The 14,164-nt window shown below is 48.1% G+C and carries 15 protein-coding genes; 10 read left to right on the forward strand and 5 right to left on the reverse strand.

What is annotated here, in order from left to right:
- Positions 1–107: 107 nt before the first annotated feature.
- The 3 genes from ESP131_RS03840 (at position 108) to ESP131_RS03850 (ending at position 3,830) form a co-directional block, all read left to right on the forward strand.
- Positions 108–1,784, forward strand: a complete 1,677-nt coding sequence (locus tag ESP131_RS03840; RefSeq protein ID WP_047391853.1) for a LytS/YhcK type 5TM receptor domain-containing protein — start codon at positions 108–110, stop codon at positions 1,782–1,784.
- 89 nt (positions 1,785–1,873) lie between these two features.
- Positions 1,874–2,905: an aldose epimerase family protein gene (locus tag ESP131_RS03845; protein WP_029343232.1), complete on the forward strand. Its 1,032-nt coding sequence runs from the start codon at positions 1,874–1,876 to the stop codon at positions 2,903–2,905.
- Positions 2,906–2,975: 70 nt separating this feature from the next.
- On the forward strand, positions 2,976–3,830 hold the full coding sequence (locus ESP131_RS03850; RefSeq protein WP_029343233.1) for a DegV family protein: 855 nt from the start codon (positions 2,976–2,978) through the stop codon (positions 3,828–3,830).
- A 54-nt stretch (positions 3,831–3,884) separates the two neighbouring features.
- Here the strand turns inward: ESP131_RS03850 and crcB (ESP131_RS03855) are convergent, their stop codons facing one another.
- Both crcB (ESP131_RS03855) and crcB (ESP131_RS03860) read right to left on the reverse strand, forming a co-directional pair.
- Positions 3,885–4,235: a fluoride efflux transporter CrcB gene (crcB, locus tag ESP131_RS03855; protein ID WP_029343234.1), complete on the reverse strand. Its 351-nt coding sequence runs from the start codon at positions 4,233–4,235 to the stop codon at positions 3,885–3,887.
- Positions 4,236–4,634: a fluoride efflux transporter CrcB gene (crcB, locus tag ESP131_RS03860; protein ID WP_029343235.1), complete on the reverse strand. Its 399-nt coding sequence runs from the start codon at positions 4,632–4,634 to the stop codon at positions 4,236–4,238.
- A 154-nt stretch (positions 4,635–4,788) separates the two neighbouring features.
- Here crcB (ESP131_RS03860) and ESP131_RS03865 point away from each other — a divergent pair, with 154 nt between their 5' ends.
- The 3 genes from ESP131_RS03865 (at position 4,789) to ESP131_RS03875 (ending at position 8,059) form a co-directional block, all read left to right on the forward strand.
- Positions 4,789–6,258, forward strand: a complete 1,470-nt coding sequence (locus ESP131_RS03865) for a methyl-accepting chemotaxis protein (protein WP_069940194.1) — start codon at positions 4,789–4,791, stop codon at positions 6,256–6,258.
- Positions 6,259–6,369: 111 nt separating this feature from the next.
- A complete protein-coding gene (locus ESP131_RS03870; protein ID WP_069940195.1) occupies positions 6,370–7,305 on the forward strand; it encodes an NADP-dependent oxidoreductase in 936 nt (311 codons plus the stop codon).
- Between the two features lie 169 nt (positions 7,306–7,474).
- Complete coding sequence (locus ESP131_RS03875) at positions 7,475–8,059, forward strand: DUF4352 domain-containing protein (RefSeq protein ID WP_052169407.1); 585 nt, start codon at positions 7,475–7,477, stop codon at positions 8,057–8,059.
- Positions 8,060–8,110: 51 nt separating this feature from the next.
- Here ESP131_RS03875 and ESP131_RS03880 read toward each other — a convergent pair whose 3' ends face one another.
- Positions 8,111–8,893, reverse strand: a complete 783-nt coding sequence (locus ESP131_RS03880) for a nucleotidyltransferase domain-containing protein (protein ID WP_069940196.1) — start codon at positions 8,891–8,893, stop codon at positions 8,111–8,113.
- A 103-nt stretch (positions 8,894–8,996) separates the two neighbouring features.
- Positions 8,997–9,347 carry a winged helix-turn-helix transcriptional regulator gene (locus ESP131_RS03885; protein WP_053452464.1) on the reverse strand — a complete coding sequence of 117 codons (351 nt, stop codon included), beginning with the start codon at positions 9,345–9,347 and terminating at the stop codon, positions 8,997–8,999.
- A gap of 121 nt (positions 9,348–9,468) precedes the next feature.
- Between ESP131_RS03885 and ESP131_RS03890 the strand changes: the two genes are divergently transcribed.
- Positions 9,469–10,317, forward strand: a complete 849-nt coding sequence (locus ESP131_RS03890) for a VOC family protein (RefSeq protein WP_058704653.1) — start codon at positions 9,469–9,471, stop codon at positions 10,315–10,317.
- A gap of 47 nt (positions 10,318–10,364) precedes the next feature.
- Here ESP131_RS03890 and ESP131_RS16495 read toward each other — a convergent pair whose 3' ends face one another.
- On the reverse strand, positions 10,365–11,150 hold the full coding sequence (locus ESP131_RS16495) for an NUDIX domain-containing protein (protein ID WP_052169406.1): 786 nt from the start codon (positions 11,148–11,150) through the stop codon (positions 10,365–10,367).
- A 272-nt stretch (positions 11,151–11,422) separates the two neighbouring features.
- On the opposite strand from ESP131_RS16495, the gene ESP131_RS03900 reads away from it, so the two are divergent.
- The 3 genes from ESP131_RS03900 to ESP131_RS03910 all read left to right on the forward strand — a co-directional run bounded on the left by ESP131_RS03900 (position 11,423) and on the right by ESP131_RS03910 (position 14,126).
- Positions 11,423–12,004, forward strand: coding sequence for a DedA family protein (locus ESP131_RS03900; protein ID WP_029343244.1), 582 nt, complete (start codon positions 11,423–11,425; stop codon positions 12,002–12,004).
- A 276-nt stretch (positions 12,005–12,280) separates the two neighbouring features.
- On the forward strand, positions 12,281–13,648 hold the full coding sequence (locus ESP131_RS03905; RefSeq protein WP_029343245.1) for a PepSY-associated TM helix domain-containing protein: 1,368 nt from the start codon (positions 12,281–12,283) through the stop codon (positions 13,646–13,648).
- Positions 13,641–14,126 carry a FixH family protein gene (locus ESP131_RS03910; protein ID WP_050676872.1) on the forward strand — a complete coding sequence of 162 codons (486 nt, stop codon included), beginning with the start codon at positions 13,641–13,643 and terminating at the stop codon, positions 14,124–14,126. Before ESP131_RS03905 ends, ESP131_RS03910 begins: the two co-directional genes overlap by 8 nt.
- The last annotated feature ends 38 nt before the right edge of the window (positions 14,127–14,164 follow it).

Consider the following 14,164-nt stretch of genomic DNA (forward strand, 5'->3'; position numbering starts at 1 on the left):
TGTGCGAACTTTCGGCAGTCATGATAGGAGAATGCAGAGAGGAGCGGGAATGTATTCTAATACGACTTTTTTGTTGATTCGCGTCCTATGAAACGAGGAGGTATTCCGTGCTTGAGCAAATCCCATTCTTACTGAGTCGTTTAGGTATGTTAGCACTGTTAGCCTTTTTATTGTCCCAGTGGCGCATTTCCCGATACATATTCAAGATGGACCGCGGAATGAACCTTCCACTGCTCTTCGCATTCGTGTCATCCGGTATTCTGATGAACTACGCAGGAATTGAACTTTCGCAAGATACGACGATTGACCCGTTACTCGGGTTAGCTGTCGAAAAGGATGCCCTGTTGCTCGATACCCGACTCGCTGTCATCGTGACGAGTGGATTGATTGGTGGACCGGTAGTCGGCGGCATCACGGGATGTTTGGTTGGTCTACATCGTTACGTGCTTGGTTCGTTAGGGGCAGAAGCAGGTTGGATCATCGCAATGCTCGCTGGACTTGCGAGCGGCTGGTATCGAAAACGCTGGCGTTTGCATGATGGTTATGCAATTGTTCCGCCCATCGGTATCGTATTGACAGCGTTATTGTTTGAGAGTGGCGTCACGTTATTGCTTGCACCGGATACGACGGAGGCACTGGATTTGATGGGTCGAGCCGCCTTTCCGTTACTGTTCGCAAATATGTGCGGTGTCGTATTGTTCATCATGATTTTACGGACACAACTTCGACTCGAAGGTGCACTCTTCGTCCGGCAAACTGAGCGTTCCGACCGTTTACTGCAAGCGTTACAGCCCTTACGAAAGCAAGGATTGACTTCCGAAGTCGCGCGACAGATTGGAGCGACATTATTGAAGGAAACAAAGATGCAACGAATTGTCGTGCTCGGGGCGACAGAAGTCGTCATCGATATGACGGACCAGCAACCTGCAGTCTGTGGCGAGCAACCGAGACGGGAGGAACAACGATGGATCGAAGCAGAAGAACCCGTCCGACAAGAAGACGAGCAGACGGGGCAAATTTTAAGTTTTCACCCCATGCGTATCAACGGTCAAAAAGCAGGGGTCATCTGTTACTTTTCGAAGGATTTATTTGATGATACCGTCGAGCGGATGACGGAACAACTTGTCCGTTTATTAGCACGAGAGCTACACATGCATCGAGAAGATCAGTTGCTTCGGTTAAGTGGAAGAAAGATGAAACCGATGTTACACGTCAGCTATCTGAAAGGAATCATCGAAGAAATCCAGCGGACAGCTGACCCGGGAACGCCTGTTAAACATCAACTGAATGCACTGTTGCAGCTTCTGACAGCAGCGACGCGGCATGATGAACATCCACTACGCGAGGAATTGGCAACTTTAAAGGCATACTTATCATTAGAAGGAACGCGACGTCGTCCGAATCAACTGACCTCTGCGGATATCACGGTCGATCTTGATATCGAGACCGCTGTTGAAGAATACTTCGTGTTTCCATTCCTTGTGACACAGCTTGTCGATAATGCACTGCGTCATGCATTCGTAAAGGCAGGACGACATCACCGGATTGATGTCCGTGCTTTCAAGACGACGACAGACTGGGTCATCGAAGTTACGGATAATGGGCAAGGTGTACCGCCTGCTGTGATGCAACAACTGGATCAAAAAGAAGCGGGTGATTCGAACCTGTTTCTGATTCGACGCGCATTAGACGTGACATATGGTTCGGTCGCAACATTACATGTCCACTCAATCACGCATCAAGGTACTCGGATTGAAGTACGATTACCTCTTCCGTCCCTTTGACAACAATGGCATTTTGCCATTGTTGTTTTTTTGTCTTGTTCCGAGGGTAAATACGAAAACAGGAAAATGTATCGTACAGGAGGAAGCAGATGATGATTACAACAACAGAAGTGGGACAACTAGGTGATCAGTCCTTGTTACGATTCACGTTAGAGAATGTGCATGGGCATAGTATCGATATCTTGAACCGAGGCGCAAAAATTCTTGCCATCCGGGTTCCGGATCAACATGGAATAATCGAAAATGTCGTACTCGCGTTTGACGACCTATCAGAATACCAAGATGATCCGCATCACTTAGGTGCAACGATCGGGCGGGTCGGAGGGCGAATCGCAAACGGCGCGTTTGCGCTAGAAGGAATGACGTATGTACTCGAACAAAATGAGGGCGAGCATCACCTCCATGGGGGAAGCGAAAATTGGGCGAACCGGATGTTCACGCACGAAATCAACGACGACAAACTTGTTCTACGTTTAGATAGTCCAAGTGGTGAGAACGGGTATCCGGGTCATTTGTCGTTCACGCTGACCTTCGAATGGACAGACGAGAACATCCTGCATATCCATTATGAAGCGGAGACGACAGCTTCGACACCATTCAGTCCGACGAATCATACGTACTTTAATTTGACGGGTGAGGCAAAAACGACGATCGAACAGCATCTGTTACGAATGGATGCACCTTTTTATGTTCCGTTGACGAAAGATGCGGTACCGACCGGTGACATTCTCCCGGTGACAGACACCGTCTTTGATTTTCTCGATACCCGCCCGTTACATGAAGTGACACATGCATCAGACGAACAACTCCGCCAAGCAGGTAGTGGTGTCGATCACCCCTTCCTGCTTAGAGAGGGTGGAGAAATCGTTCTCGACGAACCAATCAGTGGGCGGCGATTGCGCGTCGTGACGGATCAACCGGGAGTCGTCGTCTACACCGCTAATCATTTGTCGGGTGAGTTTACGATTTGCGGAAGACGAGCAACACCGTACCTCGGAATCTGCTTTGAGACACAAGGATTACCGGATGCGATCAACCAACCGAATTTTCCTTCCGTCGTCTTGCATGCCGATGAGCACTATCATAAGCGTACATCGTTTCATTTTCAGATGATGTCATGACGTTTCTTGCGATTTCCACTTCTGTATATGGTAGGATAAAGCGAGAAGAATCTAACGGAGGCTAAGGAAAATGACTAAAATAGCATGGGTGACCGATAGTATGGCCTATTTCACGAAAGAAGAGGCAGAAGCGATCGGCGTCAATGTCGTACCGATTCAAATCTTACTCGGTGATACGGCGTATCAAGAGAATGCGATCACGGTCGAGCGATTGTTCCGTGCCCTAGATGCGGACAAAAAGCTGATTGCCAAAACATCACAACCAATTTTTGGGGAGTTCGTTGGAACATATGAACGTCTGAAAGAAGAAGGTTATGACTGTGCAATTGCAGTGCACTGTACGAATGGATTATCGAGTACCGTCCAAAGTTCAGCATCAGCAGCGGAAGCAGCCAGCTTCCCCGTTCATATCATCGACTCTCATACGGCGTTTGAGAACCAACAAGAGTTCATTCGTTACGGGATGGAGCTCGCGGCACAGGGGAAATCCGTCGAGGAAATCGTCGCAGCCTTACAAGCGTTGACGAAAAAGACCCATTTCTATATGATCGTCGGTAATATGGAAACGATGCGCCGGGGTGGACGTGTCTCATCCGGTGACTTGTTCCTTGCGAACCTACTCAGCATCAAACCGATCATCACGACGGATGAAGCAGGAAAAATCGTACCATTCAAAAAAGCACGTTCTTTAAAGAAAGCTTACATCGAAATGGTTAAACAAATCGATGAATCGATGCGTCAGCACACGTTCTACAAGAACCGGATTTATGTCGCGACGACGATGGCACCGGAAATGGCAACGGAACTGCGGCAACAAGTCGCAGCGAAGTTCCCGGATTTGACGATTCTTGAAGGCACGTTCGGACCAGCAATTGGAACACATGCTGGAGCAGAAACAGTCGGTCTATTCTGGATGAATGATTAAATTAAAACGGATACGACAAGAGGCGACGGATTTTTCCGTCGCCTCTTGTTTCGTTCAAGCTGTAAGTGTGATTCCAAGGAAAGCTGCAAGAATTCCGAAACCGTAGCTCGAGATGAGATAGAGAGTAAGTACTTTACGATTTCCGTCCTGAAATAACTGTAATGTCTCGATTTTAAACGTCGAGAACGTTGTAAACGATCCAAGGAAACCGGTACCTAAGAGTAAAGTCCATGTCGTATCCAGATGCGCACCGATGACGAGTCCGAGTAAAAACGAACCGAGTACATTAATCAGGAACGTCGCCAGAGGAAATTCGCGTTTCCAAAACGTCTTCATCCATTGACTGACGGCAAACCGACTGATAGCACCACAAAAAGCACCGATGGCAAGGGCGAGTAATTCCATTCACCCACGTCCTTTCGTCACGTATCGCAGTCGTCGTGTCCCAAGCGCGTAACCAAGATAAGACAGGAACAGACCGCCGAATAGGCTGACGAGCATATAGAGGAACGCGTCCGCTAGATGATGTTCGTTGAGTAAGGTCACGGTCTCGACGCTAAATGTCGAAAACGTCGTAAATGAGCCGATGAAGCCTGTTCCGATGGCTGTGATCGCATATTGATGCAAGAGTTTCGTTCGAAATAAAAAGTGTGTCGCGTAGCCGAGCAGAAAGCTACCGATCAAGTTGATCGCAAGCGTGGGCCACGGAAACGGACCGTTCGTAAAGTCGCCAATCAGCAGTCCAAGTCCATAACGTGCAGAGGCACCGAGAACACCTGCGAGACCTACGAGTACATAGAGCATAGGAATCCTCTTTTCTGAAAAAAGTCTACGTTAACCGTACTCCCGCTCTCAAGAAAGCGTCAAGAAAAAAAGTCATCGGAGAGACTTAACGATTGAATTCTTTCTGCCGATGAACAATTGTATGACTTTACTATGATGAAGGAGTTTGAACAAGATGGTATCTCCCCTCGAGCAACAAAGTACAAAGATTTTATCCCGTCTGATTGCAACGTTGATTACAATTGCGCATCCGTTGATTTTCGTATTTGCCCAAATGAATTACGTTCCAATCAGTGTGTTCTATCAGTTTTTAGTCGGTGGTCTGATCTTGGCGGTCGCGTTGCTGGTCGGCAACCGGCTACTCGGACATCGTCCGAGTGGGAAATATGTTCAAGTGACATTAACGTATCTCGTCCTCGCCTTAGTTTTGATGACATTACCGTCCCCAATCATCTGGACGATTGCTTACCTTTATTTGACGATTTCAATCGTCTATTTGATTCCGCGTCTCGTCGTTCTGGCTGGGATTTTCGGACTACTTGAAATGGCGTTATTCACAGCCAACGGAACGATTGTCTTTACGAACACATTCGACTTGATCGTCGCGTATGTCATCTATTTGATGATCTTCTCAGCGGCTGTCTTCGTTGCCGTTTTTGGACGAAACGTCATGCAGGCAGTTCGTCAAGAACAAGAGCGATCGGAAGCTTACGCGGCAACGTCGCAAGTCGCCCTTGAGCAAACGGCAGCAACAGCAACGGAAGTAACGACGTTCACAGAAGAGATGAGTGAAACGGTCGACGCGGCGAAGGATTCTTTCAGTCAGGTTGATATGGCGATGCAACAGCTGGCACATGATGCAGCAGGAAGCGTCCAAGCGATTCGTGAAATTCGCCAATTGAATGACCAGCAAGTCAACCGGATGGAGGATGTGACGGTTTCAGTCGATCGCGCCCTCGAGCGGAGTTCCTCATCGCGGACAACCGCTGAACGAAGCAGGCAGACGATTGGTCTAGCTGGACAATCCTTGCAACAATTGACGACGAGCATGGATGAGTCGGTCACGTCGTTCGGACAGCTCGCTGGACGTTTCCAAGAAATCGTCGCGATTACGTCGAGCATTAATGCAATTGCGGCTCAGACAAACTTGCTCAGTCTTAACGCGTCGATCGAAGCAGCCCGCGCTGGTGAGTTCGGAAAAGGCTTCACGGTCGTCGCGCAAGAAATTCGCAACCTGTCAGCGCAGACGGCAGAAGCGTCAAAAGAAATCAATGCGATTATCGAACGTGTCGATCAAGACGTCACACAAACCGGTAACTCGATTCATGCCAGTACGACACTGTTACGTGAGCAGGAAGAACGCATGGCAGAGAGTCAGTTAGCGTTGCAAACGATCGAAACAGATGCAACGGAAGTCGTTGGTTCGATCCAGTCGGCACAGACCCAGTTCGCGACGATGACGAACAGTCTTGTTGCTATCACGACAGCAGCCGGTCAACTCGACACGTTCATGAACGCCTTGCTCGCACAAAGTGAGTCGTTATCCGGTCTGACACGTCACCAAGTCGGTCAGGTCATGGAACTGCAACAGGCGATTCATGCCTTGAACGAGACGGCATCAACCCTTCAGCAAACGAATGGCTAAGAAACAGCTCCTCATCGATCGATGGGGAGCTGTTGTGCATCTTCAGACTGTTTGTCGGTGGAACGGACGGGGAAGAAGATAGGGAACGAATATTGAAGGAGGAGTCAACGGATGAAGGCAGCTTACATTGAACAGTATGGTGGATCGGAACAATTCAAGGTTGGAGAACTGGAAAAGCCAGTCATCGGACCGGATGATGTCTTAATCGAAGTCTATGCCGCGAGTGTGAACCCGGTCGATTGGAAACTACGCGAAGGCTACTTGCGTCAGATGTTGAGCTACGAAATGCCGCTCGTCATCGGTTGGGACGTTGCTGGCGTGATTCAGGAAGTCGGAGCGAAGGTCTCCGATCTTCAAGTCGGGGACGCTGTCTTCAGTCGTCCGGAAATCGCTCGTCAAGGGACGTATGCAGAGTACGTCGCAGTCGATGCGCATTTAGTTGTGAAAAAACCAGAATCGCTCAGTTTCGCAGAAGCAGCGTCTCTGCCACTCGTCTCGCATACAGCATGGCAGGTCATGTTCGAAGTGATGGATGCGAAGCCGGGTGACCGGATCTTCATTGGTGCCGGATCAGGGGGTGTCGGAACCGTCGCGATTCAACTCGCGAAAGCGAATGGTTTGTACGTTATTACGTCAACAAGTACGAAAAACGTTGACTGGGTAAAAGCACTTGGAGCCGACGAAGTCATCGACTACAAACAGGAAAATCCGGCGGATCGTGTTCGCGACGTCGATTTTGTATTCGATACAATGGGCGGCGACAAGCAAGGGGAACTGTATCAGATGCTGAAGCCGAACGGCATGCTCGTCTCGATTTCTACACCACCGGATGAAGAGCAAGCGAAGCAACATAATGCACGATCTGCATATGTCTTCATGCAACCGACCGGTGAACGTTTGCGGCATATCGCTAAAGCGGTCGAGCGTGGCGAGCTACAACCTGTCGTTGATCGGATTTTTGATCTGGATCAAATCAAGGAAGCACATGATTATGGCGAAGAAGGGCACGCAAAAGGAAAAATCGTCATCCGGGTCAAAGGAGAATAAGGAGCAAGAGAGCGCTGAATTCAGCGCTCTTTTTTGTGTGTTGTCAATCTATTTTTCTAACCTGAAACAAAAAAAGACCTGGTTAAAAAAGTGTAAAGGATAAGGGGTTGCTTCTTCCTATACTAGGGCTATCAGACGTGAGTCAGCCACATTAAAAGGAGGAAGTAACATGAAAAAAGGATTGAAGTGGGCAGGAATTATCGTGATTGGCGCAGTCATTCTCGGGAATCTAGGAGATGACGAAGAACAAGGAGCACCGGAGAAAAAAGTAGAGGTCGAACAAGAAGCAGTCAAATCAGAAGCAAAACCAGTGAAAGCAAAAGCAGCGGCGAAGCCGGTCAAGAAAACCTATGGCATCAACGATCAGGTGAAGGTCGGGAAACTGACGTATGTCGTCAATGACGTCAAGATGGTCGATTCGTTGTCGAACGTCCTCGGCGAAAAGAAAACGTCAGGACAATTCTTAGTCATCGGGTTGACGATTCTAAATGGAGACAAGGAAGAACGGTTCGTCGACAGCAATATGTTTAAAGTCAATGTCGGCGATACGGAATACTCAGCCGATACGGAACTTGATCTCTATGCAAATGAAGACGGGATGGGCTTCTTCTTAGAGACGATCAATCCGAACATCGAAAAAACCGGCAATATCGTCTTTGAATTACCGAAACAGGTCAAAAATCCAATGCTTGAAGTCTCATCTGGCTTTGGCTGGGCAGGTGGACAATCGAAGGAGATTCAATTGACACGATGATTAGTGAGCAGACAAAGGAGTAGCGGGCAAATGCCTGCTACTCCTTTGTCGTTATCGTTTTAATTGTTGGATCGATAGTTCAGGCGTTAATCGATCGAGTAAAGCGAGCGTCTCTGGATGAGAGGCAAGCGTCTGGTCGAGCGCGTTTCGTTCAGTTTCTAAACAAGCCAAATAACGTTGAGCCGCTTCAGCGTGCGTTGCAGGTGTCAGGACGTCGTAGATTGCTTCAAGAGCAAGGCGTGGATGGTCTGGCAATGTCGTCGGAATCGTCTTTAATCCGAGTTGCGCTCGTTCAGGAACATGATGATGGAGTAATACTTTTGCGAACTTGATCAAGGCGCTACGGAGCATCTCGACTGCCCATAAGTCATTCCCCCGAGCGGCTGCTTTTTTATATTGGAACAAGAACCAGACGGCATCGATTGCTTCATCGGTCGCTTCTTGAGCAGAAAGCGTTAAGTCACATGTATCGGTAAAGTCTGTCAACTGTTCTTGTGGATCATACAAGACGCGCAATTGATCCTTGTGGTTCAGCGAATCGAGCGTCACCGTGAATAAATCAATATGTAGGAGATCATCATAGACGACGATCATTTGTGGTGCGATGATGTCGATCTCATCTTTCCAGATGATTGAACGATAAGTAGAAAGATGGGACAAACGACGCGATAAGAATTTTGTTTGACGTTCTTCTGAGACGAGACAGTACAAATCGATGTCTGAATGAACATCTTCTTCTCCCCGTCCGAAGGATCCTTTCAAGAAGATGGCTTCGACTGCAGGATCTTGTTTGAGTCGAGCAACCAGTTGCTCGATCGCATGAAGTTGATGCATGAGGACTCATTCCTTTCAAAAAACAGAAGTCTATTACGTCAGTATACGTGATAATAGACAGTTTATTCCATAAAAAATGAGAAATCACATCGAAATGGATTCCTCATTGGGAAGCGGAAGCGAGTTTTTCTTTCTGTTCAAGATGAATGACATGTTGTTCACCCCATGCATTGATGGCGTCAAGAACTGGAATGAGCGTCCGACCATAATCCGTCAGCGAGTACTCGACGCGGGGTGGAACTTCCTGATAAATTTCGCGATGGACGATATCGTTCAGTTCAAGTTCACGCAGTTGAGCCGTCAGCATCTTTTGCGTAATGTTCGGCAATTGGCGTTTCAATTCACTGAAGCGAAGTGTTCCGTGTGTGATCAAGACGAGTAAAATCGACGGCTTCCATTTTCCGGTCAAGATTTCGAGTGCTGTCTCGACGCGACAGCTTGGTGTCTCTTCCATCGGTCTTCCTCCTTCATGGTATCGTTTAGGATACTATACCACTTATTCGTGCCTACTTCCGCTTCGATCGCTTCCGCGTAATAATAGGGATACGAGCTATTTCATTGAAGGAGGAAACAACATGTCGATTCACCCACAGATCACACTCGGTCCTGTTCGCTTGCGTATCACAGACCTGGACCGTTCAATTTCATTTTATACAACGTCACTCGGATTACGCGTGCTGACACAAACGGATCAGCTAACGGTACTTGGCGCACAAGATACACCACTCGTTGAACTTGAAGTTCATCCGAATGCCCGCCGTTTTCCACCGAACTCAGTCGCCGGGTTATATCATTTTGCGATTTTGCTACCGAACCGAAAAGAACTCGGTTTCGTCATCCGGAATTTGATCGAACAAGGGATTGAGATTGGTCAAGGCGACCATCTTGTCAGTGAAGCCTTTTACCTATCGGATCCAGATGGGAACGGAATTGAGATTTATGCCGATCGTCCGCGTGAGACGTGGACATACGAAGCCAATGGAGACGTCAAGATGACGACGGATCCCGTCGATTGGCAAAGCATGCTTGTCGAAGCTGGAGAAGAGGATTGGTATGGCATGCCGAGCGATACGGTCATGGGACATGTGCATTTCCACGTCAAGACACTCGAAGCAGCGCGGACATTTTATGTCGAGACGCTCGGTTTTGAAGTTGCCGCTGACGCTTCGCGAATGCGTGCATTGTTCGTTGCTGCGGGCGGTTACCACCATCACATCGGTTTGAACGTCTGGTCTGGTGTCAACGCACCAACGAATCCGGAAGATGCGGTCGGACTCGTCTACTGGACGCTGCGTTATCCGGATCAAGCGACGCTTCAAGCAGCGATCGAGGCGCTGAAGTCTTCCGCTTATACCGTTACTGATCAAGCAGGCGATGTCTATGTCACCGATGATGCCGGAATTACTGCTCGATTGACAACGTAACCGAAAAAATCCCCTTGCAGTGAAAATACTGTAAGGGGATTTTTGGTTTACCGTGAAGACGACGTTGTATTACCGTCGTACCGGCTAATCAGTTCATACGGTCTAACTTTATATAAGGCATGTGGGAAGTAGTGCGGATCCATCGCATCAAGCGTCCGCAACTGGAAGTGTTCGCGTTTGATATACTCACTCAGCGAGTCACGTGTCAGCGGGAAGAAGCCGACATCCGTCGTTTCGCCTTCTTGGGTCGCGAGTTCACCACCGACGGCTTTTCCGCGGAAGCAGACGCACAGGACATGGCTTGAGACATTTTGATAAATACCGGTGATACCATCGATTGAGACATCGACACCGGTCTCTTCTTTGACTTCGCGTTTGATGGCGTCAAGAATTGACTCATGATTCTCGACTTGTCCACCCGGCATCTCGTACGTATCACCACGATGCAGGTTACGGACGAGGAGAACTTCACCGGCATCGTTCGTGATATACGCGGTCACGCTGACGATCGCGCGAGGGGGAGCATACGTACCGGTCGCTGTCATAAAATCTTCATACGATTTGATATAAAGGTTTTTGCCGAGGCGTGCGCGCTTCTTCATCGCTTCACGACGTAAGGCACTGTTGCGGACATCACGATCGACTTGTTCGAAGTGTTCGCGGTCACGGTATTCCCAGATGGCGATGACTTCATCTTCTGCTTCCGTCACCCAGCGCCCAACAAGACGGGCACCATGGCTGACTTGAAGCGGGTACAAATAGGTATGGAAAAACTCAGTGAATTCTTCTAGGCGTTCGGGACGAATCGTATAGGTCTTCCGGCGATGTAACATGGAAATTCCTCCTATCAGATGAGCGTTCAGATGTACGTTGTACCCCTTCTCGAACGGATGGATGAAACCCTTTTTCTCGATGTAGGAAAAGAATGTTTTATGAATCGATTGCGTCTACATGTCATATGGTGTGAATGATTTTCAGTCATCGATGATGATTCATATTGATCGAAAAAGTAAAGCTAAAGAAGAACTTAAGAAATGGGTAGGGCTCAACTTCAGAAAAATCGGGGATACTGAATATAGAGAGAAACAGAAAGAAGGGATACGTGATGGATATCATGGCACTCGTCCGCCTGGCTGGCGGAATCATGTTCACCCCATTGTCGGACGATGTCTTGATGATGAGTTTTGCGGCATTACGTTTACGGGAGGGAATGTACCCGGTCGTCATTTGGTTGACCGCATGGCCGGTTTTCTTCATTGCTTTTACATGGTTTTATTTACTTGCACGGTTCTTCCGTGAGATTCCGCTCGTCAAACGGTGGATGAAGTCACGTTTCTTGGAACGAGCAGAAACGATCATCGAACGACGCGGATTATGGGCGATTGGACTATCGTTCTTCTTACCCGGCGTCAGACATCCGATTCATTATGTCGCCGGACTTCTTGGTTATCCGTTACCACGCTATTTAGTGATGACGTTCTTAGCGGCAGGCGTTTATACCGGTCTTTGGACCTTTTTAATCGTCCGGATCGGAGAAGCCGTCACCTGGTCGGAACTGTGGAACTGGCTTCAGGTGAATCCAGGAATCGTCGGCTCTGTCTTGATCATCGTAATCGGTATTGCCGTAATTGGTATCGTGCATCATCGGCGTCAAAAGGAATCAGTCGAGGAAAGTTCTTCAATATAAAAACATCACACGAGCAAGCGAATCCAGATCAGGATTCGCTTTTTTAGATGAAGTTTGATTTTATGAATAAAGATAGTTTTTTGAAATAAGAAGTAATCTACAAGAAAAGTGAAATCATTGTCAAAAAAAGACGTTTTTCACTTCTTAAAAGCTACGTGATTTACACACTGTATTGGCAATTTATCGTCACAAGCAAGTGTCTGAAATTGGATTGTAAACGCTTATACTAGGAGGTGTTCACAGAGTGGACATATTTATTATTAGAGGAGGATACATATGAATCTCATGCAGACAGAAGAGACGGTCAAAAAAGCACCGACTTCTTCTGCTTACCGGACGATTTGGCGGTGGCACTTTTATACTGGTATCATTTTTGCGCCGTTCCTCGTCATGCTTGCTGTGACAGGATCCATTTATCTTTTTAAGCCGCAAATCGAAAACGTCCTGTATCAATCGTATTATGAAGTTACACCAAAAGCAGATCGCATCACGGCAACGGAACAGATCGATCGCGTCAAAGCGAAGTATCCCGATGCACTCGTCACGTCGTACCGACCGGGTGAATCCGACAATCGATCCAGTGAAGTGAAGGTTTCGTCACCAGACATGTCGGCGACCGTCTTCGTCAATCCGTATTCCGGGAAAATCATCGGAACATTATCAGACGATGACCGGATCATGAATAAAATCGAAGAGATCCACGGAGAACTGATGGCGGGAACGACCGGCGACCGATTCGTTGAACTCGTTGCCTGTTGGGCAATCGTCTTGATCGTGACAGGATTATTCTTGTGGTTCCCGCGTAAAGAAAAAGGGGTGGCCGGCGTATTGTTTCCGCGATTGCGTCAAGGAAAGAAGCTATTTCGTCGTGATCTCCACGCCGTTCCGGCATTCTGGATCACAGCAGGGATGCTGTTCCTGATCTTGACTGGCTTACCGTGGTCCGGTTTCTGGGGAGCAAACTTCCAGTCCCTCGTCACGAACCAAGGACTGGGCTATCCCCCGTCCATCTGGGGTGGGGAGGCACCGACGTCAACGCTTCAAACGAAGGATATTGCGGAAGTCCCATGGGCTGCTGAAACACTTGATGTTCCGCAGTCAAAAGTCGAAGGAGCTGTTCCGGCTTCGATCGATGACATCGTTGCGATCGGTAAACAACAGGGAATGGACCCAAGCTTTAAAATTAGTATTCCAAGCGATCCGAGCGGTGTTTATACACTGTCCGCGTATCCAGCGAAAGCACAGAATGAAGCGACGATCCATCTCGATCAATATTCCGGTGCCGTGCTCGCTGACTACCGTTATGACAACTATGGAGTCGTCGGTAAAATCGTCGCGACCGGAATCACGCTTCACAAAGGAACTGAATTCGGCTGGTTCAACCAATTGATCAGTCTATTGATTTGTCTTGGAATCATTCTCGTAGCGGTCAGTGGTTTCTATCTCTGGTTGAAACGAAAACCAAGCACAGGAATGGGGGCACCGAAAGGACCGAAAGCATTCATGTTGAAAGGATTCCTCGCTGTGCTTGTCGTGCTGGGAATCGTCTTCCCGCTCGTCGGTCTATCGTTGCTCGTCGTCTGGCTGGTCGATTTCCTCGTCATCCGTCGTATTCCGAGTGTAAGGAGGTTCTTCAATGCGTAAATCGATACAAACACTCATGCTCGGCGGACTGCTCGTCACGACGACGAGTCTTGCTGGCTGTGCGGTCGATTCCGATGCAGCAGAACAGTATGCCGTAGCTAAGCCGTTATCGATCAAAATGAATATCCCAAAGGACTTACAACCGGATGCCAAGAAAAAGCAGACGTTTGAAGCAACAGTCTGGCGTGAAGCCAAACCGGTTCAAAAAGTCGATTATGTACATTTCGAAATCTGGAAAGCGGATGGAACAGTACGCTATAGTATGGAACCGGCAGAGGAGACAAAGCCAGGTGTCTATACGATTGCGAAGGCACTACCGAAATCCGGTTTGTATTATGTCAAAGCGCATGCAAGCAGTGAAGGTACGATGATCATGCCAACACGGCAGTTCATCGTCGGTGAGTTATCGAAAGAAGATTTAAAAATCTTACAAGGTGGAGCAAAACCAGCTGGCGGAAGTAGCGGTCACCATCATTGAAGAATAAGGAAATAAAAAATGAGAGGGTGGAATACTAT

Source organism: Exiguobacterium sp. U13-1 (assembly GCF_001750115.1).
Lineage (GTDB): Bacteria > Bacillota > Bacilli > Exiguobacteriales > Exiguobacteriaceae > Exiguobacterium_A > Exiguobacterium_A acetylicum.